The sequence below is a fragment of the Streptomyces sp. NPDC051183 genome (assembly GCF_040682455.1).
Lineage (GTDB): Bacteria > Actinomycetota > Actinomycetes > Streptomycetales > Streptomycetaceae > Streptomyces.
The window spans coordinates 26,748-50,232 of record NZ_JBFBBA010000010.1 but is presented as its reverse complement, the minus strand read 5'-3'; the positions used below and the strand labels follow the sequence as shown (position 1 = coordinate 50,232).

Below are 23,485 nucleotides of genomic sequence, written 5' to 3'. Positions count from 1 at the left end.
GCGCAGGCATGGGAGATCTGCTCGCCGTCGTACTGAGCGGTCTGGTGTCCGGCGCCCTGTACGCACTGCTCGCCACCGGGCTGGTGCTGTCGTACTCGGCGTCCGGGCTGTTCAACTTCGCGCACGGGGCCACCGCCTACCTGTGTGCGCTCACCTTCTACGAGCTGCACTCCGGGCTGGGGTGGCCGGCCGTCCCGGCGGCGCTGCTGGTGGTGTGCGTACTGGCACCCGGACTCGGGTGGGCCCTGGACCGGCTGATGTTCCGGCGGCTCGCCCGCGTCGGGGAGACGGCGCAGATCGTGGCCACCATCGGGCTGTTGGTGGCGCTGCCGGCGGCCGGGCTGTGGGCGGTGGAGCTGCTGGCGGACGCCGGGGCTCCCATGAAGCCGGCCGAGAACCAGTTCGGCCTGCCGGGTGTCGGGCCGAGCCCCGCGAAGGCCTGGCAGCCCCTGGAGGGCGTCGGCATCGACTCCGACCAGCTGATCACCTGGGTGGTGACGGCGGTGGTGGCGGTGGCCCTGTGGGTGCTGATGCGGCACACGCGGCTGGGGCTGCTGCTGCGGGCCGCCGTGGACAACCGCTCGCTCACCGAACTGCGCGGGATCAGCGCCGACCGGCTGTCCTCGGTGGCCTGGATGATCGCGTCGGGGCTGGCGGGCCTGGCGGGGGTGCTCGCGACGCCGCTGCTGGGGCTCTCGGCGCACGACTTCACGCTGTTCCTGTTCGTGTCGGCCACGGCCGCGGTCGTCGGGCGGTTCGCGTCCGTCCCGCTCGCCTTCGCGGGCGGGCTGGGGCTCGGCGTACTGCAGAACCTGGCCGTCGGGTACGCGCACTTCGCCGACGACATCACCGGATTCCGCACGGCGGTGCCCTTCCTCATCCTGTTCGCGGGGCTGCTCGTGCTGACCCGGCGGGCGCGCACCGCCGGTACGGCCGCCGTGGACGCCCCGCCGGTGGACCACCTCGCCGGGGCGCCGTGGGTCCGGCGGTGGGGGGTCTGGGCGGGCGCGGCGGTCGCGCTGGGCACGGCGTTCTACACCGTGACCACGCCGTTCTGGAGCGGGCTGCTCGCGCAAGGGCTCGCGCTGGCCCTGGTGTTCATGTCCTTCACGGTCGTCACGGGGCTCGGGGCGATGGTGTCGCTGGCCCAGGGAACCTTCGTGACCGGGGCCGCGCTGGTGGCGGGGCTGCTGATGAGCCGGGGCTGGCCGTTCGTGGCGGCCGCCGCGGTGGGCACCTGCGTGGCGGCGGTGCTCGGGGCGCTCGTGGCGCTGCCCGCGCTGCGGCTGGGCGGGCGCTCGCTGGCGCTGGCCACCCTGGCGCTGGCGTTCCTGGCCGACCAGGTGCTCTTCCAGATGCGGTGGCTGCGCAACGGCGACTCGGGCTGGTCGGTGCCGCGGCCGGTGTTCGGGCCGGTGGACCTCTCCGACGACCGGGCCCTCGGAGTGGCGCTGGTGGTACTGGTCGCCGTGGTGGCGGCGGGGCTGAGCGCACTGCGGAACTCGCCGACCGGGCGGGCGATGCTGGCCGTCCGGTCCGCCCCGGCCGCGGCGATGGCCTCCGGGGTGTCGGTCCTGCGCACGAAGCTGCTGCTGTTCACGCTGTCGGCCGGGCTGGCCGGCTTCGGGGGCGTGATGTACGCCTCGTACAACACCCGGATCACGGCAACCGACTTCACCGCGATGACCGGGCTGGTCTGGCTCGCTGTGGTCGTGGCGGCGGGCGTCCGCCGGCCGCAGTACGCGATCGTGGCGGGGCTGGTGTTCGCGCTCGCCCCGCGCGTGCTGTCCGACTACGTGACCTCGTCCGCGCACCTGCCGGTGATCCTGTTCGGCCTGGCCGGCCTGGCCCTGGCCAACGACCCCGACGGCTACTGCGCGGCCGTTCCGGTGCGGCTGGCGCGCAAGCGCGCCGCGGCTTCCCAGAGCCCCCCGGGAGGCGGGGTCGACCGGAAACCGGTCCCGCCGCCGGTGTTCGAGGTACGGGAGCCCGAGGCCCGTACGGCAGGGGGCCCTGCGGGGCCCACCGCACCCGCCGGCGCGCCGGTGCCCGCCCTGGAGCTGCGCGGCGTCACCGCCGGGTACGACGGGGGGCTCGTGCTGCACGGGGTGGACCTCGTGGTCCGCAGGGGGGAGATCCTCGCCGTGCTCGGGCCCAACGGCGCCGGGAAGAGCACCGCCTGCCGGGCGGCCGCCGGGCTGGTGCCCGTCGCGGACGGCAGCGTCCGCGTCGGCGGACGGGACGTGACCTCCGACGGGGCCGTGCGGCGCGCCCGCGGCGGGGTGCTGCTCGCCCCCGAGGGCCGGGGGATCTTCCCCGCGCTCAGCATCGAGGAGAACCTCGCCCTGTACCTGGCCGACGCCGCCGAACGGGACGCGGTCTACGAACGGTTCCCGCGCCTGCGGGAGCGGCGCCAGATCCCCGCCGGGGCCCTGTCCGGCGGGGAGCAGCAGCTGCTGGCCCTCGCCCCGCTGCTCCAGCGGCCGCCCGAGGTGCTGATCGCCGACGAGCCCTCGCTCGGGCTCGCGCCCCGCGTGGTCGAGGAGGTGTACGCGCTGCTCACCGAGCTCCGCGACGCCGGGACCGCGCTGCTGCTGGTGGAGGAGAAGGCCGCCGAGATCCTCGGGATCGCCGACACCGTCGCCTACCTCTCGCAGGGCCGGGTCTCCTGGTGCGGCCCGCGCGCCGAGGTGGAGGCGGACCGGCTCACCGAGGCCTACCTGGGGATCGCCACATGACGACGCCGTACGTGCTGGAGGGCAGCGGGATCAGCGTCCGGTTCGGCGGTGTCAGAGCGCTGACGGAGGTCGATCTCGGGATCAGGGCGGGCGAGGTGTGCGGGCTGATCGGTCCGAACGGGGCGGGAAAGACCACCCTGTTCGACGTCCTGTCCGGGATCCGGCGGCCGGACCGGGGGCGGATGCTGCTGGACGGGGAGGACATCACCCGCCGCTCCCCCGTGTGGCGGGCCCGGCACGGGATGCGCCGGACGTTCCAGCGCCAGCAGCTCTTCGGGCAGCTCAGCGTGGCCGACAACGTGCTCGTCGCGCAGGAGTGGCGCGGCGGCGGGGGCGGTTTCGCGGCCGATCTCCTCTCGTCCCCGACGCGGCGCCGCCGCGAGCGGGAGCGCCGCGAGCGCGGGGAGCGCGTACTGGAGGCGTGCGGCATCGGCCCGCTCGGGGACGCGTACGCCGGCGGGCTGCCCGTGGGGCAGGCCCGGATGGTGGAGCTGGCCCGCGCGGTGGCCGATCCGCCGCGGGTGCTGCTGCTCGACGAGCCCGCGTCGGGCATGTCGGCCCCCGAGCGGGAGCAACTCGCCGCGGTCGTGCGGCGGCTGGCCGAGGAGGAGGGCTGCGCGGTGCTGCTGGTCGAGCACAACGTCGCCTTCGTGATGGACCTCTGCACCCGCGTGGTCGTCCTGGACCTCGGTACGGTGCTGGCCGAGGGCACGGCCGCCGAGGTACGGGCCGACCCGCTCGTGCGGGAGGCCTATCTGGGGGCCTGAACCGTACCCGTGAGGATCACTCGGACGGCGGGAATACCGGGTACGGGAGACAGGTTGTCGCCGGTCGTAGGAGCTCCACAGACGACCCCGAGGAACGACAAGACGTGAACCAGGTTCCCAGCACCAAGCTCAACAACGGCACGCTCATGCCCCAGCTCGGCTACGGCGTCTGGCAGGTCCCGGACGCCGAAGCGGAGCAGGCCGTCACGACGGCGCTGGAGGCGGGCTACCGCAGCATCGACACGGCGTCCATCTACGGCAACGAGGCGGGCACCGGCAAGGCCATCGCCGGCGCCGGGGTACCGCGCGAGGAGCTGTTCGTCACCACCAAGCTCTGGAACGGGCCGTCCGAGACCTGGGGCCGGGACAACGTGCTGCGCGAGTTCGACGCGTCGCTCGGCAAGCTGGGCCTGGACCACGTCGACCTGTACCTGATCCACTGGCCGCGCCCGATGCGCGAGGACTTCCTCGCCATCTGGAAGACCTTCGAGGAGATCGCCGAGAGCGGCCGCGCCAAGGCCGTCGGCGTGTCGAACTTCCGCCCGGCCGACCTGGAGCGGCTCGGCGCCGAGAGCTCCCTGGTGCCGGCCGTGAACCAGATCGAGCTGCACCCGCTGTTCCCGCAGGCGGAGCTGCGCGAGGTGCACGCGCGCCTCGGCATCGCCACCGAGGCCTGGTCGCCGCTCGGCCAGGGCAAGGAGCTGCTCACGCTCCCCGCCGTCGCCTCGATCGCGGCCAAGCACGGCCGCTCCGCCGCCCAGGTGGTGCTGCGCTGGCACCTCCAGCTCGGCAACGTCGTGATCCCGAAGTCCGTGACCCCCTCGCGGATCCGGGAGAACCTGGACGTCTTCGGCTTCGAGCTGGACGCCGCCGACATCGCCGCGCTGGACGCCCTCGGCGCCGGCTCCGCGAGCCGCCGGATCGGGCCCGACCCCGCCGTCTTCGACATCTGAGCGGCCGGTGAACGTCCCTGACGGCGTCTACCTGGTGCGCAACGTCGGCAGCGGCCTGCTGCTCCAGGTGGAGGGCGGCAACCGGGTGTGCGTCGGCTCCGAGGACGCGCCGCCGGCCGCCCTGCGCTGGGAGATCTCGCCGGTGCACAGCGGCGGCGGCCTCTTCCACCTGGTCAGCGTCCACAACGGCAAGCGGCTGGACGTCGCCAACGCGTCCACCGAGAGCGGTACGCGCATCCAGGTGTGGCGGGCCAACGCCTTCGGCGCCCAGGAGTGGATCGTCGAGGAGCACCTCGACGATCCCGGCGTGGTCTCGCTGATCGCGGCGATCAGCGGCCTGCCGCTGGAGGCGGACGCGGAGGGCCGGGCCCGCCAGTACGAGGACACCGACTCGCCCACGCAGTGGTGGCGCCTGGAGCCGGTCTGACCGACCGGCTCCCGGGCGGCCGCTTGCCGTACGGGTATCCGCGCCCCGGCGTGCGGCGTCAGGCGGCGCCGTGTGCCGGGGCGAGGCCCTCGACGCGCTGGGCCAGCTCGAAGTCCTTCTCGGTCACCGCGTCGCCCGCGTCGTGGCTGTTCACCGACAGGCGGACCGTGTTGTAGCCGAGGGTGAGATCGGAGTGGTGGTTCAACTCCTCCTGCACGGAGGCGATGTGCGCGACGAGCGCGCTCGCCGCGAAGTGCGTGCCCAGGCGGTAGGTGCGGAAGATCCGGTCGTCCTCGAAGGCCCAGCCGGGAAGTTCCCGCAACCGGTCCTCGATCTCCTTCTGTGACAGCGGCTCACTCGGCATGCACCGGCTCCTTTTCCCCGTGACGTGTGGTCAAGGTTCCCACAGCGCACGCCGGAGCGAGCCTTTCGCGCCATAGTGCGCACGGGTGCTCCTGCCTGCCTTCCATGCCCACGGCGCCACCCCTATGCTCCTGCGCCTGACATCACTGTTACCACCGGTAACCAGGGGGCGTGGCTATGACAGGCACCAGTACGGGCACGGGCGCGGGCAGCTCCAGGCGCACCTTCATCGCAGGTGCGGCGGCCACGGCCGGAGCCCTGTCGGCGGCCGCGGTGCCGGTGGCGGCCGCGGCGCCCGCGGCGGCAGCCGAAGGCGCGGCCGCCGCCACACCGCCGGCCGGCCGCAGCGTCGCCGTCCTCGGCGGCGGGGTCGCCGGCCTGACCGCCGCGCACGAGCTCGCCGAGCGCGGTTACGCCGTCACGGTGTACGAGCGCCGCGCGCTCGGCGGCAAGGCCCGCAGCATGGACGTACCCGGCAGCGCCCGCGGCGGCCGCAGGCCGCTGCCCGCCGAGCACGGCTTCCGCTTCATCCCGGGCATCTACCACAACCTGCCCGACACGATGCGGCGCATCCCCTTCCCCGGCAACGCCAACGGCGTGTGGGACAACCTCGTCGCCCCGCGCGAGATGATGTTCGCCCGCGCCGCCGGCCGCGAGGACCTGCGCGCACCCATCCCCTGGCCCGATCACTCCCCCGCCGAGCTGACGCCCGACGAGCTGCGCCGGGCCCTGGCCGGCATCATGCAGTCGCTGGTCAGGCTCCCGCCGCACGAGACGGCGTACTTCGTCGACCGCGCCCTCGTCTTCCTCACCAGCTGCGACGAGCGGCGCAACGAGGTCTGGGAGCACACCCCTTGGTGGGACTTCGTGCGCGCGGCGCGGATGTCGAGCGAGTACCAGCGCATCCTCGCCATCGGCGTCACCCGCAACATCGTGGCGACCAAGGCCGAGGAGGCCTCCACCCGGACGGTGGGGACGCTCGGCGAGGCCTTCGTTTTCAACCTGCTCGGCCGCGGCGCGGACGGCCCGCCGGACCGGATCCTCAACCTGCCGACCAACGAGGCGTGGATCGACCCCTGGGAGGCCCATCTACGGTCCCTCGGCGTGGAGTTCAGGATCGGCTGGACGGTGCGCGAGGTGCAGTACGCGGGCGGCCGCGTGAGCGGGGTCGTCACCGAGGACCCCGCCGGGGTCCGGCAGACGGTCACCGCCGACCACTACGTCAGCGCGCTGCCCGTCGAGCACGCCCGCCGCACCTGGGGCCCGGCGCTGCGGGCCGCGGACCCGATGCTGGGGCGCTGCGACAGGCTGGAGACCGACTGGATGACCGGCATCCAGTTCTACCTGACCGAGCGGGCACCCCTCGTACACGGACACCTCAACTGCATCGACTCGCCCTGGTCGTTGACGGCGATCCAGCAGGCCGAGCACTGGCCCGCGAGGAACTTCCCCGCCGACTACGGGGACGGCGTGGCGGTCGACTGCCTGTCGGTGGACATCTCGGAGTGGGACAAGCCCGGCATCCTGTACGGGAAGACGGCCAAGGAGTGCACCCGCGAGGAGGTCGCCCGGGAGGTGTGGGCGCAGCTGAAGGCCTCGCTCAACGACACGGGCAGGACCCTGCTGGCCGACTCCAAGCTGCACTCCTGGTTCCTGGACCCGGGCGTGGACGGGCTCGGCACCCCGAACCCGACCAACCAGGACCAGTTGCTCATCCACCCGACCGGCACCTTCCACAACCGGCCGAGCGCGGGCACCCGGATCCCGAACTTCTTCCTCAGCGGGGACTACGTGGCCGTCGACATCGACCTGGCCACGATGGAGGGCGCCAACGCCTCGGCCCGGGCCGCCGTCAACTCCCTGCTGGACCGGGACGGTTCGAAGGCCGCCCGGTGCACGGTCCGGCCGCTGTACCGGGCCCCGGAGGTGGAGTCCGCGAAGCGGCACGACCTGTGGCGCTACCGTCTCGGCCTGCGGAACGTCTTCGACCTCGGCTGACCGCGCTCGGCTACCGTCGTGGGCATGACGACGACGAGTGTGGGAGCCCTGCTGCGCACCTGGCGGGAGCGGCGCGGCATCAGCCAGCTGGAACTGGCCGGCCGCGCCGACTCCTCCTCCCGGCACATCAGCTTCGTGGAGACGGGCCGGTCCCGGCCCAGCGAGGAGATGGTGCTGCGGCTCGCCGACCGGCTCGACGTACCGGTGCGGGACCGCAACGCGCTGCTGCTGGCGGCCGGTTACGCGCCCCGGTACGCGCACACCCCGATGGACGCCCCGGAGCTGGGGGTGCTGCGCGAGGCCCTGGAGCGGCTGCTCACCGGCTACGAGCCGTACCCGGCGCTGGTGGTGGACGCCACGTACACGGTGGTGGCTGCGAACCGGGGCATCGCCATGCTGCTGGAGGGGATGCCCGAGCACCTGCTGGAGCCGCCGCTGAACGCGATGCGGATCACGCTGCACCCCGAGGGGCTCGCCCCGCGGATCCACAACCTGCCCGAGTGGCGCGGGCACCTGCTGGAGCAGATGGAGCGGCAGATCGCGCTGGCCCGCTCGGAGCCGCTGCGCGCCCTGTACGAGGAGGTGGCGGCCTACCCGGTGGCACCGGCGCCCGCCCCGCGGTCCGGGGACACCGGGCCGGACGGGGCGGTGCCGTACATCGCCCTGCCGCTGCGGATCGAGCACGGCGGGCAGTTACTGTCGTTCGTGTCGTCGATCTCCACCTTCAACACGCCGATGGACGTGACCGTCGCCGAGCTGGCCATCGAGACCCTGCTCCCGGCCGACCCGGCGACGGCGAAGTACCTGCACTCACTCGGTTCCTGAGCCCGCGCCCTCGCCCGAGCCGGCCGAGCGCAGCGCCAGGTGCTGGAGCAGGGCGAAGGAGGCGACGGTCAGGGCCTGCGCCGGGATCCACACCGCACCGGCGGTGGTCGGCGAGAACCAGGCGAAGAGCGAGACCAGGCTGAGCACCGTCCAGGCGCAGTTCGCCTCGATGACGAACCGCACCGGGAAGGCGGCGGGCCGGCGCCGCGAGGCGAGCCAGCCGACCCCCGCGCCGTAGGCGGTGAGGAAGAGCCCCAGCTCGAACAGGGTCGTCGCGCCGACCCCGAGCAGCCGCCCGAGCGGGGCGGAGAAGGCGGCGTAGGCGAGGCCGTTGCCGGTGGTGACCACGGCGTCGAGGGCGAGGATCCGGCGGAGCGCGGTCCGCGGGACGGTGGTACGGGCAACGGTGGCGAGCAGGGTTGCGGACACGACGGCTCCCTGGAGGTGGAATCGCTGCTGGTGGGACGGGTCCCGGAACCGAGTGCGCGGCCCCGGAACCCGTAGCCACCACCCTGCCGCGGCCGCGGCACGGGGTCGATTACCTCCGGGGTAATCCGGGGTGGCGAGCGCCCGCGGCGGCCGTGGGTCAGTGCCTGCGGCCGCCGCTCAGTTCCAGCCGCTCCGCGGGGAAGCGGTCGCGGAAGCCGCTGTCGTGCGAGACCGCGACCACCGCGCCCGGGTACGCCGCGAGCGCCGCCTCCAGGTCCTCGATCAGGTCGAGCGCGAGGTGGTTCGTCGGCTCGTCGAGTACGAGCAGGTCCGCGGGCCGGGTCACCAGGCGTGCGATCTGCAGCCTCCGCTGCTGCCCGGCGGACAGCGCCGCGACCGGGATGTGCAGGTCCTCCTCGCGGAACAGGCCCAGCGCCAGCAGTTGTTCGGCGTGCTCCTGCGGCGGGCCGGGCCGCCCGGCGGCGAAGGGTTTCGGCGGCGGCGCCACGGGGTTGCGCCGTAGCTGGGCCAGCCGCTCGCGGGCCGCCCGTACCTGCCCTCCGAGCTTCGCCTCGTGCGAGCGGCGGTGCTTGCCGAAGCCCTCCCCGGGGTCCCTGCCGGTGGTGGCCAGCCGCTTCCCGGCCGCCTCGACCAGTTCCTCGGTACGGGCCACTTCCTGGACCCAGTCCGCGTGTTCCTGTTCCGCGCGGCGCCGGGCGGAGGCCTTCGCGGCTCGGTAGCCGGCCCAGCCGTCGCCGTACCGGTGCACCTTGCGCGCGTCCCGGTCGACCTCCAGGATCGTGGTGGCGATGCCTTCCAGGAACCCGCGGTCGTGGGTGACCGCGACGACGGTGCCCCGGTGCGCCCGCAGGTGTTCCCCGAGCCAGTGCACGGCCGCCGCGTCGAGGTGGTTCGTCGGCTCGTCGAGGAGCAGCAGCTCTGGGGCGGCGGCCAGCACGCAGGCGAGCGCGAGGCGCGACTGCTCTCCGCCGGAGAGTGAGCCGAGCACCCGCTCGCGGGTGATCCCGGCGAGCCCGAGCCCGTGCAGGGCGGCGTCCACGCGGACGTCCGCCTCGTACCCGCCGCGCTCCTCGTACGCGATCAGCAGCCCCCCGTACGCGTCGAGCTCCTGCTGCGACGCCCCGCCGAGGCCCTCCTCCGCGCCGCGGAGCCGGCGCTCCATGTCGCGCAGTTCGGCGAGGGCGAGGTCGACGGCGTCCTGCACGGTGCGTTCCGGTTCGAGGGCGAGGGTCTGGGCGAGGTGCCCCGTGCCTCCGGGGAAGCTGACGGTGATCTCCCCGGTGTCCGGCGCCTCGGCCGCGGCGAGGAGCCGCAGCAGGGTGGACTTGCCGGATCCGTTCTCACCGATGACGGCGGCCCTCTCCCCCGGGCGGACGGTGAAGGAGACCTGGTCGAGGACGGTCCGGGTGCCGTAGGACTTGGTGACGTTCTTGACGGACAGCTGTGCGGTACGGGCGCATTCGCGCATGGGGCTTTCCCTGACGGTGCGAAGGGTCTACGGGCAGCAGAAGCGGCGGCGTCGGCCGTGCCCGGACTCAGAGGAAGCGGTAGAAAGCCATGCCTTCACTATAGCGAGACGATGCGTCTCGTCTCCACTTCTGCACCAACCTTTTTTGAGACGGACGCAAAGAAAGGTTGGGGGTCGGCCTGGTTCGCCACGTAGCGGAGGGCTACTCTTCACGCACAGCAACCGAATCGAACGTCCTCTCTACTCGACGCCACTCGACTTTGGAGAACCGCCCGGTGCGAGCCGACCGACCCGACCTCACCAAGACCTGGGGACGTGTCGTGGAGTTGGCGGAGCGGTGCGGACAGGACCCCGCCGAAGTGCTCTCCGCCGAGCGGCTGAGCCACCTTTCCGGGGTCGAACCCGCCCTTATCCCCCGCGTGTTGGCCGGCACCGCGCCCGAACTGCCGCTGTGCCGACGGGTGCACGAGCGTTTCCTGCGGCTGCGCGCCACCCGCCGGGACCGGTGCGGCCGGGAGTGGTCGCTCGCCGCCATAGCCGAGGACTTCGACGCCCCCGGGGCCTCCCTGGGGCCCCTCAACGCGGGTACCGGGCTGCCCCGCCTCGGCCACGCGGCCGGCGTGCAGCGGTTCTTCGGGGTCTACGCCGGCTTCCTCCTCGCCGACAGCAAGAGCGCGGTCGAGCGGGCCCTGGCCACCACCGCCGTCGGCCCGGCGGGCCCGGCCGGTACGGACGACCTGGAGCACCTCTCGTACCTCACCGGCATCACCCCGCAGGGCATCCGGCTCACCCTCGACGGGAAACCGCCCCGGCTCCCGCTGAAGGAGCAGGTGCGCCGGCGGTTCGAGCACCTGCGCCGCACCCGCCGGCGGGAGGACGGCCAGCCCCACTCCCTCTCCGCCATCGCCGGATCCTTCGACGCCTCCGGCCAGTCGCTGACCCGGCTGGCGCGCGGCGAAGGCCTGCCGAACCTCGCGGCGGCCGCCGGGATCCAGCGCTTCTACGGCGTCGAGAGCGGTTTCCTGCTGGCCGACGACACCGAGGCGCTCACCGCCGCCCTCGCCTGCGTGGAGCGCGGGCTGGACTCCGCGGAACGGGCGGCAGAGAACCCGATGCTCGCCGTGATGCGGGCGCACGACGTACGCAACATCGTCACCCGGGCCGGGCGGCTCTCCCCGGGCGGCTGGAAGTCGCTGGCCGACCACCTGGACGACCTGCTCGCGCGGGAGGGACAGCTGAACCCCCCTCCCGCCGCGCCCTACGACCGAACTGCCGAGGGGGGAGCGCCTTGAGGACGACACGGGCCATGCGGAGGCTCGGCTGCGATCTGCTGGCGGAGGCACGCCTGGCGCCACCGGCCGAGGCCGACGAGATCATCGGGAGCGTGTGCGCAGCGTACGCGCGCGGGCGCGGCGGCCGGCCGGTGGAGTTCCGCTTCGCCGTCTTCCCGCCCGACACCGCCAGCGGGCTGTGGCTGGAGCTGGCCGAGCGCGACCTGCTCGTCATCGAGGAGCGCACCCGGCCGGAGCACCAGCTCGTCATCGCCTGCCACGAGTTGTGGCACATGGACGAGGGCACCTGCGACCGCCACGGGCCGGGCATGGCGGTGGCCGCCCGGCTGACCGGCCGCCGCGGGAGCCTCGCCGAGCTGCTGCGCTGCGACACCGGGCTCGGCACCGTGGTCCGGCAGGCGGCCGCCCGCGCGGACCGGGAGGACCCGGCGGAGATCCGGGCCGAGACCTTCGGACTGCACCTCGGCAAGCTGCTGAAGGCATTCCTGCCACCACCCCGGGAAGAACAGGTCCCCGAGGCGATCGAGCGCATCAAGACCTCGTTCGGCTGGGGACGTTGAGCGCGGAAAAGAAGCAGGCCCCGAGACCCGGGGCGTGAGCACACCGGTGGCCGACCACCGCCTTCCCCGCCGACGCACCTCCTCCGCCGATGCCTCGGGCACGGCCCTGACAGAGAGCACCACACGATGACCCAGTCTTCCCCGCCCCGCCACGCCGTCGTCATCGGCGGCAGCCTGGCCGGTCTGCTCGCGGCGGCCGTGCTCGCCGAACACGCGACGGTCACGATCATCGACGCGGACTCGCTGCCGGACGGCCCGGCGCCCCGGCGCGGACTCCCCCAGGCCCGCCACGTGCACCTGCTGTGGTCGGGCGGGGCCCGTGCCATCGAGGAGATCCTGCCGGGCATCACCGACGACTGGACGGCCGCGGGCGCCTTCCGCCGGAGCCTGCCCACCGACCTGGTGACCAAGACCGCCCAGGGCTGGCTGCGGCGCCACGAGGAGATGCAGTTCAACATCTCCTGCAGCCGCGACCTCCTCGACTCGGTGGTCCGCTCCCGCGTCATCGGGCTGGCCGGCGTCACCACCCTCCAGCAGAGCCGCGTGCGGTCCCTGGAGGGCTCCGCCACCCGGATCACCGGGGTCCGCGTCGACACCCCGGAGGAGGAGAACCGGCTGGTCACGGCCGACATCGTGGTCGACGCGAGCGGCCGCGGCTCCCGGGCCCGCGCCTGGCTGGAGGCGCTCGGCCCGATCGGCCTGCGCCAGGCCGAGGTCGACTCCGGCCTCGTCTACGCGACCCGCATCTTCGAGGCGCCGGCCGGGGCCCACGCCTCGGGCTTCCCCATCATCAACGTGCAGTCCGACCCCCGGGTGCCCGTACCGGGCCAGACGGCGACCATCGTGCCGATCGAGGGCGGCCGCTGGCAGGCCACCCTGTCCGGCACCCGCGGCGGCCAGCCCACGGCGGACCCGGACGAGTTCATCCCGTTCGCCAAGGGCGTGCGCGACCCGATCGTCGGCGAGCTCCTCGAAGGCAAGAAGCCCCTCACCGACGTGGCCGTCACCCAGGGCACCGCCAACCGCCGGGTCTACTTCGAGAAGGCGGACCTGCCCGACGGCTTCTTCGCCGTCGGCGACTCGGTGGCCACCTTCAACCCGCTCTACGGGCAGGGCATGACGGTGGCCGCACAGGGGCTGCTCGCCGTGCGCGCCCTGCTGCGCGCCAAGGGCCTGGGCCACCCGGGCATCGGCCGCGAGGCGCAGCGCGTCATCGCCCCTCAGGTGGCCATCGCCTGGGACCTCGCCACCTCGCAGGACATCCTCTACCCGGGCGCCACCGGCATGAAGCCGCGCGCCGGGGCGGGGCTGCTGAACGGGTACATCGACCGGCTGATGACCGGCGCCCTCACGAACGAGTCCCTGGCCGCGGCCCTGCTCCAGGTCATCACCATGAACCGGCCGCCCGCGTACTGGCTGCGCCCGGCCATGGTCTGGGAGGTGCTTCGGGCCTCCGACCGGGGGGCCCTGAAGGCCGCGCCGCTGACCACCGCCGAGCGGGCCGTGGGCGGCCTCGACCGCGCGCCGGGCTCCGCGCAGCCGGAGCACCCGGGGAAGCCGGCCGGCGCCGTCGAGCCTCCCGCCGCGGTCGAGCCGGTGGACGGGGCCGAGCCCGTGGACGACGCCGACCCCGTCGGACAGGCCCGATGACGGAAGGCCTGATCCTCTACGTGCCGGGGCTGGTGATCGCCGCGGCGCTGATCGTCAAGGCGCCGACGTTACGCCGGGGCTGGGACCAGCCCCTCATGCGAGCCGTCTGCACCCTGCTGGTGGTCGGCTCCCTCGCCGTGTTCCTGTCGGCGCCGCCGACGATCACCCTGGTCAACGATCTGACCGGCATCGTCAACTTCTCGGCCCCCCTGGTCTACAGCCTGCTCACCGCGTTCTCGGGGGCGTGCATCGTGCTGATCCTGCACTGGGGCGGCACCCCCACGCCCGGCGTCCGGCGGACCATCCGCCTGACCGTGGCCGCGTACGGCACGGTCACCGTGCTGATCGTCGCCCTGTTCGCCAAGGGCGACGCGCCGGTGGAGCGGCTGCGGGACATGGACACGTACTACGCGGACACGCCCTGGATCCGCGAGATGATCGTCTGCTACCTCGTGGCCCACACCGTGGGCGCCACCGCGCTCACGCTGCTGTGCCGGAAGTGGCTGCGCCGCCTCAGCCGTTCGACGGGCCGGACGACCTCGAAGAGCCCGATGCGCCCGCTGCGCACCGGGCTCGCCCTGCTCATGCTCGGCGGGGCCATGGACATGGCCTTCGTCACCGTGAAGTGGGCGGCGATGGGCGCGCACTGGAGCGGACGCGACTGGGACTGGTTGTCCACCTACGGAGCTCCGCCCATCGCCGCCACGGCGGCCCTGCTGGTCGGTACGGGGTTCATCGTGCCGCTCGTCGGGGACTCGGCGGCCTGGCGGGACTTCAGCGAGTACCGGCGCCTGCAGCCCCTGTGGGCGGCGCTGCGCGGGTTCGCCGCGTCCAGCGTGATGACCGTACCGCTGACCTGGTGGTCGCCCGTCGGGATCCGGCTGATCCACCGGGAGTCGGTGATCGACGACGGGATCCTGGCCCTCGCGTGCTGGTTCGACCCCGCCGTACGCAGCCGCGCCCACGAGGCGGCGCTCGCCCAGGGCCTGGCCGAGCGGGAGGCCGCCGTGGTCGCGGACGCGGCCATGCTCGCCGCGGCCTGCCAGCACCGGGCCGCCGCGGACCGGGCGGGCGGCGACTGCGACGGGCCGGGGGCTCTGCCGCGGGCCGTGCCGGGCGCCGGGCCCGGAGCCGTACCCGGCTGCCCGGACCCGTACCGGCCGGACGCGTACGGACCGGACGCGTACCGGCTGGACGCCCAGCCGCTGGCCGAGCTGGCGAAGGAGTTCCGCGCCTCCCCCATCGTGGCCGCTGCCCGCCGGCAGGCCTCCGGCGTCTGACCGCGGCCCCCGTCGGGCCGTCATACGGCCGGCGCCGCGGCGGCCTCGCCCGTGAGCACCTTGAGCCGCTTGGTGAAGAACACCATCACCGCGCCCGCGGCGATGACCATGGCGCCCTGCCACAGGAAGTTCAGGCTCTGCCCGATCACCGCGTCCAGCCGGGGCAGCTGCGCGCCGATCGCGTCACCGGTGGCGGCCGCGAGGAACCAGACGCCCATCATCTGGTTGGTGAAGGCGCGCGGCGCGAGCTTGGTGGTGACCGACAGGCCCACCGGGCTCAGGCACATCTCGCCCATGACCTGGATGACGTACACGCCGACCAGCCACATCAGCGAGACCTTGACGCCCTTGGACGCGATGGCCGCGGCTCCCGACATGACCACGAAGGAGGCGCCGGTCAGCAGCAGGGCCAGGCCGAACTTGAACGGGGTGCTCATGTGCCGGCCGCGCCGCACCCAGAAGGACGCGAACAGCGGGGCCAGGACGATCACGAACAGCGAGGGCAGCGACTGCGTCCAGCTGGCCGGGATGTGCCATCCGAGCAGACTCAGGTCGGTCTTCTGGGCGGCGAACATGTTCAGCTCGTTGCCCATCTGGTCGTAGACCAGCCAGAACAGCGTGGCGGCCAGGAAGAGCCAGACGTAGGCCCGCAGCCGGGTCTTCTCGGTCGCGGTGACCTTGGGGCTGCGGTACATCGACAGGAGCACGCCGGCCGGTACGACCACGGCGACGACCGTGAGCACGAAGGTGATGTTGTCGATGCTCAGCGCGTGCGCGGCGACGAGCAGGCCGATCAGGACGGCCGTGAAGACCAGCCCGTACGAGGAGGACGTGCGCACCCGGGCCCGCTCGGCGGGGGTCAGCCGGACCACGGGCTCCTCGCGCAGCTCCCGGGCGAGACGGCGGCCGCCGAGGACGTACTGGACGAGTCCGAGGGCCATGCCGACGGCGGCGGCGCCGAAGCCGAGGTGCCAGTTGATCTCCTCCCCGAGGAAGCCGACGACGAGCGGGGCGATGACCGCGCCGAGGTTGATGCCCATGTAGAAGATCGAGTAGCCGGCGTCGCGGCGCTGGTCGTCCTCGGGGGCGTAGAGGCGGCCGACGAGGGCGGAGATGTTCGGCTTGAGCAGGCCGGTGCCGATGACGATGAGCACCAGGCCGGGCCATACGAAGACGGGGTTCGGGACGGCCATCAGGACGTGGCCGGCCATGATGACCACGCCGCCCCACAGGACGGCGCGGCGGGCGCCGAGGAAGCGGTCGGCGATCCAGCCCCCGGGCAGCGCCAGCAGCGAGATCATGGCCATGTAGACGCCCTCCACCGCCTCGGCCGTGCCCTGGTGCAGTCCCATGCCGCCGTGGCCGCGGGAGGCCGCGAGGAAGTGCACGAGGATGGCGACCATGCCGTAGAGGCTGAACCGCTCCCACAGCTCGGCGAGGACGAGGGTGGCGAGGCCGCGCGGGTGCCGCCGCTTCGTGCTCCGCGCCGGGCCGCCTGTCTGCATGTCCATCGATGGGTTCACATGACCAGTGCACCCTCGGGGCGTCCGGTACGGATCGGTCTTTCGGCCCCCACCGGGGGGAAACGAAACGCCCCGGACCGTTGGGCCCGGGGCGTTCGTCCCTGCTCAGAGGTCCGCGAGCGCCAGCCCGGCCTGCGCGGCGGCCGCCTGGACGGTCTGCTCCAGCAGTACGGCGATGGTCATCGGGCCGACGCCGCCCGGTACCGGGGTGATCAGCGAGGCGCGGGCGGCGGCCGACTCGAAGTGGACGTCGCCGACGTTGCCCTCGTTGTAGCCGGCGTCCAGGACGACCGCGCCCGGCTTGATGTCCTCGCCCCGGATGAACTCGGCCTTGCCGACGGCGGCGACCAGCACGTCCGCCTGGCGCACGATCGACGGCAGGTCGACGGTGCGCGAGTGGCAGTAGGTGACGGTGGCGTTCTGCTCCAGGAGCAGCATCCCGGCCGGCTTGCCGAGGATCGCGCTGCGCCCGACCACGACGGCGTGCTTGCCCGTGAGGTCCACGTCGTAGGCGGCGAGCAGGCGCATGATGCCGCCGGGGGTGCAGGAGACGAAGCCCGGCAGCCCGAAGCCCATGGCGGCGAAGGAGTGCATGGTGACCCCGTCGACGTCCTTGCCCGGGGCGATGGCCTCGAAGGCGGCGCGCTCGTCGATGTGGTGCGGAACGGGGTGCTGGAGGAGGATGCCGCTGATCCCGGGGTCCTCGGAGAGCGCGGTGAGGGTGGCCACCAGCTCCTCGGTGGTGGTCGCGGCCGGGAGCTCCACGTGGCGGGAGGTGATCCCGGCCTTGGCGCAACGGTTCTGCTTCATGCGTACGTAGGTCACGGACGCGGGGTCCTCGCCGACCAGCACGGTCGCGAGGCAGGGGGCGGTGCCGGTGCGCTCGGTGATCTTCGCGGCGTGGGCGGCGGTCTGCTCCGAGATGCGGCGGGCGAGGGCGGTGCCGTCCATCAGCTGGGCAGTGGCGGTCTGGGCAGTCGTCACGGGGTCTCCTGAACGTCGCTGCGGTTCGCGGTAGCGGTTCGCCCAGGCGCGCGGCAGTCGACGTACGTCCCGTACGCCGGGCCGCTCCCCGGTGGTGATCCACCCGAACGCCAGTCACGGCCCGCGGCCCACTGTAGTCGACTTATCCGGTGGATGACCGGCGCCCGAGCTGGGACGATCCAGACATGACCCGAACTTTCGACCATCTCGTCGCCGAGGCCGAGTCCGTATCCGTGGACGGCTGGGACTTCTCCTGGCTCGACGGCCGCGCCACCGAGCAGCGCCCCTCCTGGGGCTACCAGCGGCTGCTGGGCGAGCGGCTCGCCCGGGTCCGCTCCGCCCTCGACATCCAGACCGGCGGCGGCGAGGTCCTCGCCGGATCCGGCCCGCTGCCCCCGCTGATGGCGGCCACCGAGTCCTGGCCGCCCAACATCGCCAGGGCGACCCGGCTGCTGCACCCGCTCGGCGCGGTGGTGGTCGCCGACGCCGACGAGCCGCCGCTGCCGTTCGGCGACGAGGCCTTCGACCTGGTCACCAGCCGGCATCCGGTGACCATCTGGTGGGACGAGATCGCACGGGTCCTGCGGCCCGGCGGCACCTACCTGTCCCAGCAGGTCGGGCCGGCGAGCGTCTTCGAGCTGGTCGAGTACTTCCTGGGCCCGCAGCCGGAGGAGGTCCGGCGCGGCCGGCACCCCGACGACGCGGTCGCGGACGCCACGAAGGCGGGGCTCGACATCGTCGATCTGCGCTCGGAACGGCTGCGAACGGAGTTCCACGACGTCGGAGCCGTGATCTACTTCCTCCGGAAGGTGATCTGGATGGTGCCCGGCTTCACGGTCGGGCAGTACCGGGACCGGTTGCGCGAACTGCACGAACAGATCGAACGCGAAGGCCCGTTCGTCGCGCACACCGCCCGTTTCCTCATCGAGGCCCGCAAAACGGGCTGATGGAAGGGGCCGACGGAATCGCGCCGGAATGGTTGCCTCGCCACAGCGTGGCGCAGGTCACTCAATTCAGCGCGTAACGAATCGACTCGGGCATGCGATGAACCGACAGGTGTCCTCGCGCGGCCCCGGAATACAGACCCCCCTCGGGTCTGTTTCCCGAGTTCGCGCGATGATGTCCCGCCCACCCCTTATCTGTTCGCAACGAGAGGCTCCTTGTGTCGCTCAGCCCGTCCCGTACGTTCCCCACGGAGATCGCCGAATCCGAGGCCCTTGTCGCGCTTGTGGAGCGCGGCCGCGAGCAGGGTCACATCAACGGTGACGACGTGCGCCAGGCCTTCGAGGCCGGCCGCATCCCGGTGGACCAGTGGAAGCGGGTCCTGCGCAGCCTGAACCAGGTCCTGGACGAGGAGGGTGTCGCGCTGCACGTCAGCGCCGCCCCCGCCACGAAGGCTGCCGCCAAGAAGCCGCGCAAGGCGGCCGCTGCCCCGGCCCGCACCGCCACCAAGAAGGCTGCCGCCGCGCCGCGCCCCATCGGCGCGCGCAAGACCTCCGCCACCAGCCCGGCCCCGGCCACCGCTGCGGCGATATCCGCTTCGCCGGCCACCGCCGCCGAGGACGAGACGACGGCCGAGGCCGTCGCCGAGCCGAAGAAGCGGACGGTCAAGAAGACCACCGCGAAGAAGACCGCCACCAAGAAGACCGCGGCCAAGAAGACCACCGCCAAGGACGGCGACGAGGGCGAGACCCCCGTGGCCGAGGGCGAGGACTGGGCGGCCGAGGACCTCGTCGACGACACCGAGGAGGAGGCCCCCAAGCCCGGCGGCACCCAGGGCTTCGTCCTGTCCGACGACGACGAGGACGACGCCCCGGCGCAGACGGTCATGGTTGCCGGCGCCACGGCCGACCCCGTCAAGGACTACCTCAAGCTCATCGGCAAGGTGCCGCTCCTCAACGCCGAGCAGGAGGTCGAGCTCGCCAAGCGCATCGAGGCGGGCCTGTTCTCCGAGTACAAGCTCGAAGAGGAGGAGGACCACAAGCCCGCCTTCAAGCGCGAGCTGGAGATCCTGGTCGAGGACGGCCGCCGCGCCAAGAACCACCTGCTGGAGGCCAACCTCCGCCTCGTGGTCTCCCTGGCCAAGCGCTACACCGGCCGCGGCATGCTCTTCCTGGACCTGATCCAGGAGGGCAACGTCGGCCTGATCCGCGCCGTGGAGAAGTTCGACTACACCAAGGGCTTCAAGTTCTCCACGTACGCGACCTGGTGGATCCGCCAGGCGATCACGCGTGCCATGGCGGACCAGTCGCGCACCATCCGCATCCCCGTCCACATGGTCGAGATCATCAACAAGCTCGCCCGCGTGCAGCGCCAGATGCTCCAGGACCTCGGCCGGGAGCCCACTCCGGAGGAGCTGGGCAAGGAACTCGACATGACCCCCGAGAAGGTCATCGAGGTCCAGAAGTACGGCCGCGAGCCGATCTCCCTGCACACCCCCCTGGGTGAGGAGGGCGACAGCGAGTTCGGTGACCTCATCGAGGACTCCGAGGCGGTCGTGCCGGCCGACGCCGTGTCGTTCACGTTCCTCCAGGAGCAGCTCCAGTCGATCCTGGGCACGCTCTCCGAGCGCGAGGCGGGTGTGGTCTCCATGCGCTACGGCCTCAACGACGGCCAGCCGAAGACCCTGGACGAGATCGGCCGCGTGTACGGGGTCACCCGTGAGCGCATCCGCCAGATCGAGTCCAAGACCATGTCGAAGCTGCGCCACCCGTCGCGTTCGCAGGTGCTGCGCGACTACCTCGACTAGAACCGGTCGGGTTGGCGGTCAGGTCAGCCGGAAGACCGGCCCCTTGGGTGTGAACGGCAGGGAGGCACCCTGCGGAACCAGAAAGGCGTGCTCGCGCCGGATCCGCAGGGTGTCGCACTCCCCGTCCGTGATCACCAGCACGGGGGCCCCGGGCGGGAAGTCCTCCGCCCGCTGCAGCAGGTCGATGCCCGGCTGCAGCACGGTCCCGCCGCGCCCCCGCACCCGTACCCGGCCCGCGATCTCGGTCGGCGGCAGATAGCCCGCGTCGTACGGCGCCGCGTCGCAGAACACGACGCGTGCCGCCGGTACGTCGCGGGCCTGCGCGTACGAGGCGATGGCGCCCAGCGCCTTGCCGAGCAGGGCCGCGTTCATGGAACCCGAGGTGTCGAGCACCACCCCGAAGGTGCAGCGGGCGATCTCCTCGGGCGGGAAGTACCGGCCCGCGCGGGGGATGTCCGGGGTGGACGCCTGGCGGCGTGCCGGGCGCGCGTAGGACCGTACGGGGACGGGGCGCGGCACGTACTCGTCGAACCAGCGGGCGAGGCGGGCGTCCCACGGCACCGGCGGGTGGGCGAGCGCCCGGATCTCCTGGATCAGCCCGGCGGGCAGCAGCCCGCGCTCCCCGTGCTCGTGCAGGTCGAAGCCCTGGGTCAGGCCGCGCCGGTAGAAGTCGTCCAGGTCGGAGTACGGGCCGCTCCCCGGGTGGGGCAGCGGCTCGCCCAGGATGTCCCCGAGGCCCTTGCCGCGGAGGGTCGCGAGGCGTCGCATCCGGCGCAGGTCGGTCGTGATCCGGTCGTAGACCTCCTCGACGGACAGGTCCCGCAGCTCGGGGTCGTACAGCAGCCCCTCGGGCATCTCGCCGACCGCCATCTCCACGAGCCAGCCGTTGACCACGTAGTCGGCGGCCACGTTGTGCAGGTACGGGTCGCGGGCGCCGCGGCGCTCGCCGTGGCGCAGGGCGGCGTGCAGCATCTCGTGGGCCAGGACGAACCGCCATTCCGCGTCCGTGAAGGTGCGCAGCGGGTTGACGTAGATCTCGCCCGCGCTCGCGCTGACGGCGGCGACGGCGATGTCCTCGGCGCGGGCGAGTTCGGCGTCGGCGACGATCCGCAGGCCGCTCGCGAGGCCGCCGAGCAGCGGGTACGAGGAGACGAACCAGTTCAGCGCCCGGTCCCAGGGGTGCTGGCGTGCCCTCTCTCCCGTGACCCGGTCGCGGCGGCCGCCCGCGACGTCCATGGCGGCGGAGACGCTGCGGGTCAGGGCGTGCGCGAAGGCGGTCTCCCAGTCGGGTACCTGTGCGTTCCCCCAGCCCGCCCACGGTTTCAGCACCTGGTCGGGGTGGTCCCCGGCGGTGCCGCAGTGCTCGTTCGCCGCCGGGATGCCGTCGCGGCGCCAGCGGGCGGCGAGCTGCTCCTCGTCGCCGCCGGGGTACTCGGCGGGGAGGTGGTCCGGGGCGCGGCCCACGGAGAAGGTCAGCAGGAAGCGGTTGACGACGGTGCAGCGGGCGGCGAGGTCGAAGCGGTCGGGCTGGGGCCGGTCGTCCTTGGCGGCGGGGACGTGGCCGAAGCCGAGGTGGAGCAGGGCGTGGGCGATCGTCCAGGCCCATTCCTTCGGATCGGCGCGTTTGGTGGGGTGGACGTGGATCGTGCCGTTGGAGGTCACGAGGGCCAGGCCGCCGGCCGGGGTCTGCGGGCATTCCGCCTGGCGGCAGACGTCGGCGGTGAGCGCGGCGAGGGCCGGGTTCCGCTTGACCAGGGCGAGGCCTTCGGCGAAGGCCTGCGTGGCGGGGTCGGGCTTGGTCTCCTTGCCGCGCGGGCCGCGGCTCACCGGCGGGCCTCGACCAGGCGGGGCATGTCGCGGGCGGCTTCGATCAGGAACCAGCCGGGCAGCACCGGCAGCCCGTCGGCGTCGTCGGCGATGACGGTCTGGGCGACCTCGACGGAGATCTCGGCGAGCTGAACGAGCAGGGACTTGGCGCGGTAGGCGGTCTGCCGGACGGCGGGCGAGACGTGCTCCCGCTGTGCGGGGAGTTCCTTGACGAGGCGGCCGCGGAAGGCCTCGGCGAGGTAGTACAGCAGGTCGCGGTCGGCGAGGCGGGTGGGCCAGGAGGCGTCGCCCTTGATGATCGCCTCGATGCCGAAGCTGTGGCGGACGATCTTCGCGTAGCCGCAGAAGGAGACGGCGTGCGCGGGGGTGAGGGTGCCGTGCGCGACGACCTTCAGGGTCTGCTCGTCCAGGCCCGGCCCGAAGGAGTGCAGGGCGTCGGAGAGCATGTGCCAGGACCGCGGGGTGGAGAAGGGCTCCTCCGTCTTCGGCGGCTGCGACCACAGGTGGTCGGGGCGGTCGGTGAGGTAGTCGGTGACCCAGGGGTGGATGCCGTGCTCGCCGGCCCAGACCAGCCAGTCCTGCGCGGAGGCCGTCAGGTGCACGTGGGTGAGGCGGTTGACCAGCGCCGAGGCGATGGGCCGGGCCAGCGCGTTGTCCGTGGCCCGGTTGCCCGCGCCGATGACGATGGAGCCCGGGGGCAGCTCGTAGGAGCCGATCCGGCGGTCGAGGATCAGCGAGTAGAAGGCCTTCTGGACGTCCGGGCTCGCGGCGTTGAGCTCGTCGAGGAAGAGGCAGTACGGCTCGTCGCGGGCGATGGCCTCGGGCGGGCAGAAGACGGAGCGGCCGTCACGGATCTGCGGTACGCCGATCAGGTCCTCGGGGGCGAGCTGCGTCCCGAGGAGGCTGACGCACTCCAGGCCGAGGGAGTCGGCGAACTTCCGCACGAGCGAGGACTTGCCGATGCCGGGAGCCCCCCAGAGGAACACGGGCCGCACGGTGGCGAGGCCGAGGAGCAGTTCGGGGATCTGGGCGGGGGTGACGCTGACGGCGGCCTGCACGGGGTGTCGATGTCCTTGGGGGTCCGGGATGTGGTGCGCCCAGTGTGGGCGCACCACGGGGCCCTGAGCACCCGGTTTTTCCGGTGGCCGGCCGTGTCAGTGCTCCAGCAGGTGCTTGAGCTTCTCCTCGCCCCGGGGCATCTCCTTGCGGACCATGGGCTTGACCATGAGGGGAACGAGGGCCCTGCCCATGCCGTGGCCCTCGAAGTCGACGGACAGGGTGACCCGTGAGCGGGCTCCGCCGTCGAGGGGTTCGATCCTGCCCCGTACGTCCGGCCGGACCGGACCGTCGATGCCGTGGATGTGCCAGCTGCGCGGCGGGTCGAGTTCGGTGAACTCCATGGTCGTGGGGATCCTCCGCCTGCCGATCTGCCGGGTGACGACGACCTTCGATCCGACGTGGACGGGGAGGTCGCCCATGGGAACCGCGGACACGGCGCTGTCCTGCCACTCCGGCAGGTGCGTCGGGTCCGTGATGTAGGAGTAGACGTCCTCGGGCCTGCGGTCGATGTCGATGCTGTTGCTGATCGCGGACATGGCGACCCCTTAGAGCCCCCCTGGCGGACCTCTCCT

Annotated in this window: 20 protein-coding genes and 1 riboswitch; of the genes, 12 read left to right on the top strand and 8 right to left on the bottom strand. The window is 72.9% G+C overall.

Annotated features, from left to right (window positions below; translation table 11 throughout):
* The first annotated feature begins 8 nt into the window (after positions 1-8).
* The 4 genes from AB0M99_RS11225 to AB0M99_RS11210 all read left to right on the top strand — a co-directional run bounded on the left by AB0M99_RS11225 (position 9) and on the right by AB0M99_RS11210 (position 4,885).
* Positions 9-2,738 (top strand): ATP-binding cassette domain-containing protein, encoded by a 2,730-nt coding sequence (locus AB0M99_RS11225; protein ID WP_365918946.1) that lies wholly within the window; start codon positions 9-11, stop codon positions 2,736-2,738.
* Positions 2,735-3,505 (top strand): ABC transporter ATP-binding protein, encoded by a 771-nt coding sequence (locus AB0M99_RS11220; RefSeq protein ID WP_365918944.1) that lies wholly within the window; start codon positions 2,735-2,737, stop codon positions 3,503-3,505. The genes AB0M99_RS11225 and AB0M99_RS11220 overlap by 4 nt, the downstream gene beginning before the upstream one ends.
* Before the next feature lie 104 nt (positions 3,506-3,609).
* Positions 3,610-4,458: an aldo/keto reductase gene (locus AB0M99_RS11215; RefSeq protein ID WP_365918942.1), complete on the top strand. Its 849-nt coding sequence runs from the start codon at positions 3,610-3,612 to the stop codon at positions 4,456-4,458.
* 7 nt (positions 4,459-4,465) lie between these two features.
* The gene (locus AB0M99_RS11210; protein WP_365918940.1) at positions 4,466-4,885 is read left to right on the top strand and encodes an RICIN domain-containing protein; all 420 of its coding nucleotides are present in this window, start codon (positions 4,466-4,468) and stop codon (positions 4,883-4,885) included.
* Between the two features lie 58 nt (positions 4,886-4,943).
* Here the strand turns inward: AB0M99_RS11210 and AB0M99_RS11205 are convergent, their stop codons facing one another.
* A complete protein-coding gene (locus AB0M99_RS11205; protein WP_365918938.1) occupies positions 4,944-5,249 on the bottom strand; it encodes a 4a-hydroxytetrahydrobiopterin dehydratase in 306 nt (101 codons plus the stop codon).
* Between the two features lie 176 nt (positions 5,250-5,425).
* Here AB0M99_RS11205 and AB0M99_RS11200 point away from each other — a divergent pair, with 176 nt between their 5' ends.
* Together AB0M99_RS11200 and AB0M99_RS11195 are read left to right on the top strand one after the other, a co-directional pair.
* Positions 5,426-7,246 (top strand): FAD-dependent oxidoreductase, encoded by a 1,821-nt coding sequence (locus AB0M99_RS11200; RefSeq protein ID WP_365918936.1) that lies wholly within the window; start codon positions 5,426-5,428, stop codon positions 7,244-7,246.
* 24 nt (positions 7,247-7,270) lie between these two features.
* Positions 7,271-8,071: a helix-turn-helix transcriptional regulator gene (locus AB0M99_RS11195; RefSeq protein ID WP_365918934.1), complete on the top strand. Its 801-nt coding sequence runs from the start codon at positions 7,271-7,273 to the stop codon at positions 8,069-8,071.
* Here AB0M99_RS11195 and AB0M99_RS11190 read toward each other — a convergent pair.
* The gene (locus AB0M99_RS11190; RefSeq protein WP_365918932.1) at positions 8,057-8,500 is read right to left on the bottom strand and encodes a hypothetical protein; all 444 of its coding nucleotides are present in this window, start codon (positions 8,498-8,500) and stop codon (positions 8,057-8,059) included. The genes AB0M99_RS11195 and AB0M99_RS11190 overlap by 15 nt on opposite strands.
* Before the next feature lie 157 nt (positions 8,501-8,657).
* A complete protein-coding gene (locus AB0M99_RS11185; protein WP_365918930.1) occupies positions 8,658-9,989 on the bottom strand; it encodes an ATP-binding cassette domain-containing protein in 1,332 nt (443 codons plus the stop codon).
* A 275-nt stretch (positions 9,990-10,264) separates the two neighbouring features.
* Here AB0M99_RS11185 and AB0M99_RS11180 point away from each other — a divergent pair, with 275 nt between their 5' ends.
* The 4 genes from AB0M99_RS11180 to AB0M99_RS11165 all read left to right on the top strand — a co-directional run bounded on the left by AB0M99_RS11180 (position 10,265) and on the right by AB0M99_RS11165 (position 14,771).
* Positions 10,265-11,281, top strand: a complete 1,017-nt coding sequence (locus AB0M99_RS11180; protein ID WP_365918928.1) for a hypothetical protein — start codon at positions 10,265-10,267, stop codon at positions 11,279-11,281.
* Positions 11,278-11,841, top strand: coding sequence for a toxin-antitoxin system, toxin component (locus AB0M99_RS11175; protein WP_365918926.1), 564 nt, complete (start codon positions 11,278-11,280; stop codon positions 11,839-11,841). The genes AB0M99_RS11180 and AB0M99_RS11175 overlap by 4 nt, the downstream gene beginning before the upstream one ends.
* 126 nt (positions 11,842-11,967) lie before the next feature.
* Complete coding sequence (locus tag AB0M99_RS11170) at positions 11,968-13,491, top strand: FAD-dependent oxidoreductase (RefSeq protein WP_365918924.1); 1,524 nt, start codon at positions 11,968-11,970, stop codon at positions 13,489-13,491.
* Positions 13,488-14,771 carry an MAB_1171c family putative transporter gene (locus AB0M99_RS11165; protein ID WP_365918922.1) on the top strand — a complete coding sequence of 428 codons (1,284 nt, stop codon included), beginning with the start codon at positions 13,488-13,490 and terminating at the stop codon, positions 14,769-14,771. Before AB0M99_RS11170 ends, AB0M99_RS11165 begins: the two co-directional genes overlap by 4 nt.
* 20 nt (positions 14,772-14,791) lie before the next feature.
* Here the strand turns inward: AB0M99_RS11165 and AB0M99_RS11160 are convergent, their stop codons facing one another.
* Both AB0M99_RS11160 and AB0M99_RS11155 read right to left on the bottom strand, forming a co-directional pair.
* Complete coding sequence (locus AB0M99_RS11160) at positions 14,792-16,282, bottom strand: peptide MFS transporter (protein WP_365918920.1); 1,491 nt, start codon at positions 16,280-16,282, stop codon at positions 14,792-14,794.
* 117 nt (positions 16,283-16,399) lie between these two features.
* Positions 16,400-17,245, bottom strand: coding sequence for a bifunctional 5,10-methylenetetrahydrofolate dehydrogenase/5,10-methenyltetrahydrofolate cyclohydrolase (locus AB0M99_RS11155; protein WP_365919204.1), 846 nt, complete (start codon positions 17,243-17,245; stop codon positions 16,400-16,402).
* A gap of 66 nt (positions 17,246-17,311) precedes the next feature.
* A riboswitch (ZMP/ZTP riboswitch) is annotated at positions 17,312-17,406 on the bottom strand.
* A 57-nt stretch (positions 17,407-17,463) separates the two neighbouring features.
* Here AB0M99_RS11155 and AB0M99_RS11150 point away from each other — a divergent pair.
* A complete protein-coding gene (locus AB0M99_RS11150) occupies positions 17,464-18,225 on the top strand; it encodes a class I SAM-dependent methyltransferase (protein WP_365918918.1) in 762 nt (253 codons plus the stop codon).
* A 215-nt stretch (positions 18,226-18,440) separates the two neighbouring features.
* Positions 18,441-20,027: an RNA polymerase sigma factor gene (locus AB0M99_RS11145; protein WP_365918916.1), complete on the top strand. Its 1,587-nt coding sequence runs from the start codon at positions 18,441-18,443 to the stop codon at positions 20,025-20,027.
* A gap of 18 nt (positions 20,028-20,045) precedes the next feature.
* On the opposite strand, the gene AB0M99_RS11140 is transcribed toward AB0M99_RS11145, so the two are convergent.
* From AB0M99_RS11140 to AB0M99_RS11130, 3 genes are all read right to left on the bottom strand, one after another.
* A complete protein-coding gene (locus AB0M99_RS11140) occupies positions 20,046-21,854 on the bottom strand; it encodes a hypothetical protein (protein ID WP_365918914.1) in 1,809 nt (602 codons plus the stop codon).
* Positions 21,851-22,912, bottom strand: a complete 1,062-nt coding sequence (locus AB0M99_RS11135) for a MoxR family ATPase (protein WP_365918912.1) — start codon at positions 22,910-22,912, stop codon at positions 21,851-21,853. The genes AB0M99_RS11140 and AB0M99_RS11135 overlap by 4 nt, the downstream gene beginning before the upstream one ends.
* A gap of 96 nt (positions 22,913-23,008) precedes the next feature.
* Complete coding sequence (locus tag AB0M99_RS11130) at positions 23,009-23,449, bottom strand: SRPBCC family protein (protein WP_365918910.1); 441 nt, start codon at positions 23,447-23,449, stop codon at positions 23,009-23,011.
* Between the last annotated feature and the right edge of the window lie 36 nt (positions 23,450-23,485).

Coding starts and splice junctions, on each gene's coding strand:
- AB0M99_RS11225 (WP_365918946.1), top strand. CDS start 9: ATGGGAGATCTGCTCGCCGTCGTACTGAGCGGTCTGGTGTCCGGCGCC.
- AB0M99_RS11220 (WP_365918944.1), top strand. CDS start 2,735: ATGACGACGCCGTACGTGCTGGAGGGCAGCGGGATCAGCGTCCGGTTC.
- AB0M99_RS11205 (WP_365918938.1), bottom strand. CDS start 5,249: ATGCCGAGTGAGCCGCTGTCACAGAAGGAGATCGAGGACCGGTTGCGG.
- AB0M99_RS11200 (WP_365918936.1), top strand. CDS start 5,426: ATGACAGGCACCAGTACGGGCACGGGCGCGGGCAGCTCCAGGCGCACC.
- AB0M99_RS11195 (WP_365918934.1), top strand. CDS start 7,271: ATGACGACGACGAGTGTGGGAGCCCTGCTGCGCACCTGGCGGGAGCGG.
- AB0M99_RS11185 (WP_365918930.1), bottom strand. CDS start 9,989: ATGCGCGAATGCGCCCGTACCGCACAGCTGTCCGTCAAGAACGTCACC.
- AB0M99_RS11170 (WP_365918924.1), top strand. CDS start 11,968: ATGACCCAGTCTTCCCCGCCCCGCCACGCCGTCGTCATCGGCGGCAGC.
- AB0M99_RS11165 (WP_365918922.1), top strand. CDS start 13,488: ATGACGGAAGGCCTGATCCTCTACGTGCCGGGGCTGGTGATCGCCGCG.
- AB0M99_RS11160 (WP_365918920.1), bottom strand. CDS start 16,282: ATGGACATGCAGACAGGCGGCCCGGCGCGGAGCACGAAGCGGCGGCAC.
- AB0M99_RS11155 (WP_365919204.1), bottom strand. CDS start 17,245: ATGGACGGCACCGCCCTCGCCCGCCGCATCTCGGAGCAGACCGCCGCC.
- AB0M99_RS11150 (WP_365918918.1), top strand. CDS start 17,464: ATGACCCGAACTTTCGACCATCTCGTCGCCGAGGCCGAGTCCGTATCC.
- AB0M99_RS11130 (WP_365918910.1), bottom strand. CDS start 23,449: ATGTCCGCGATCAGCAACAGCATCGACATCGACCGCAGGCCCGAGGAC.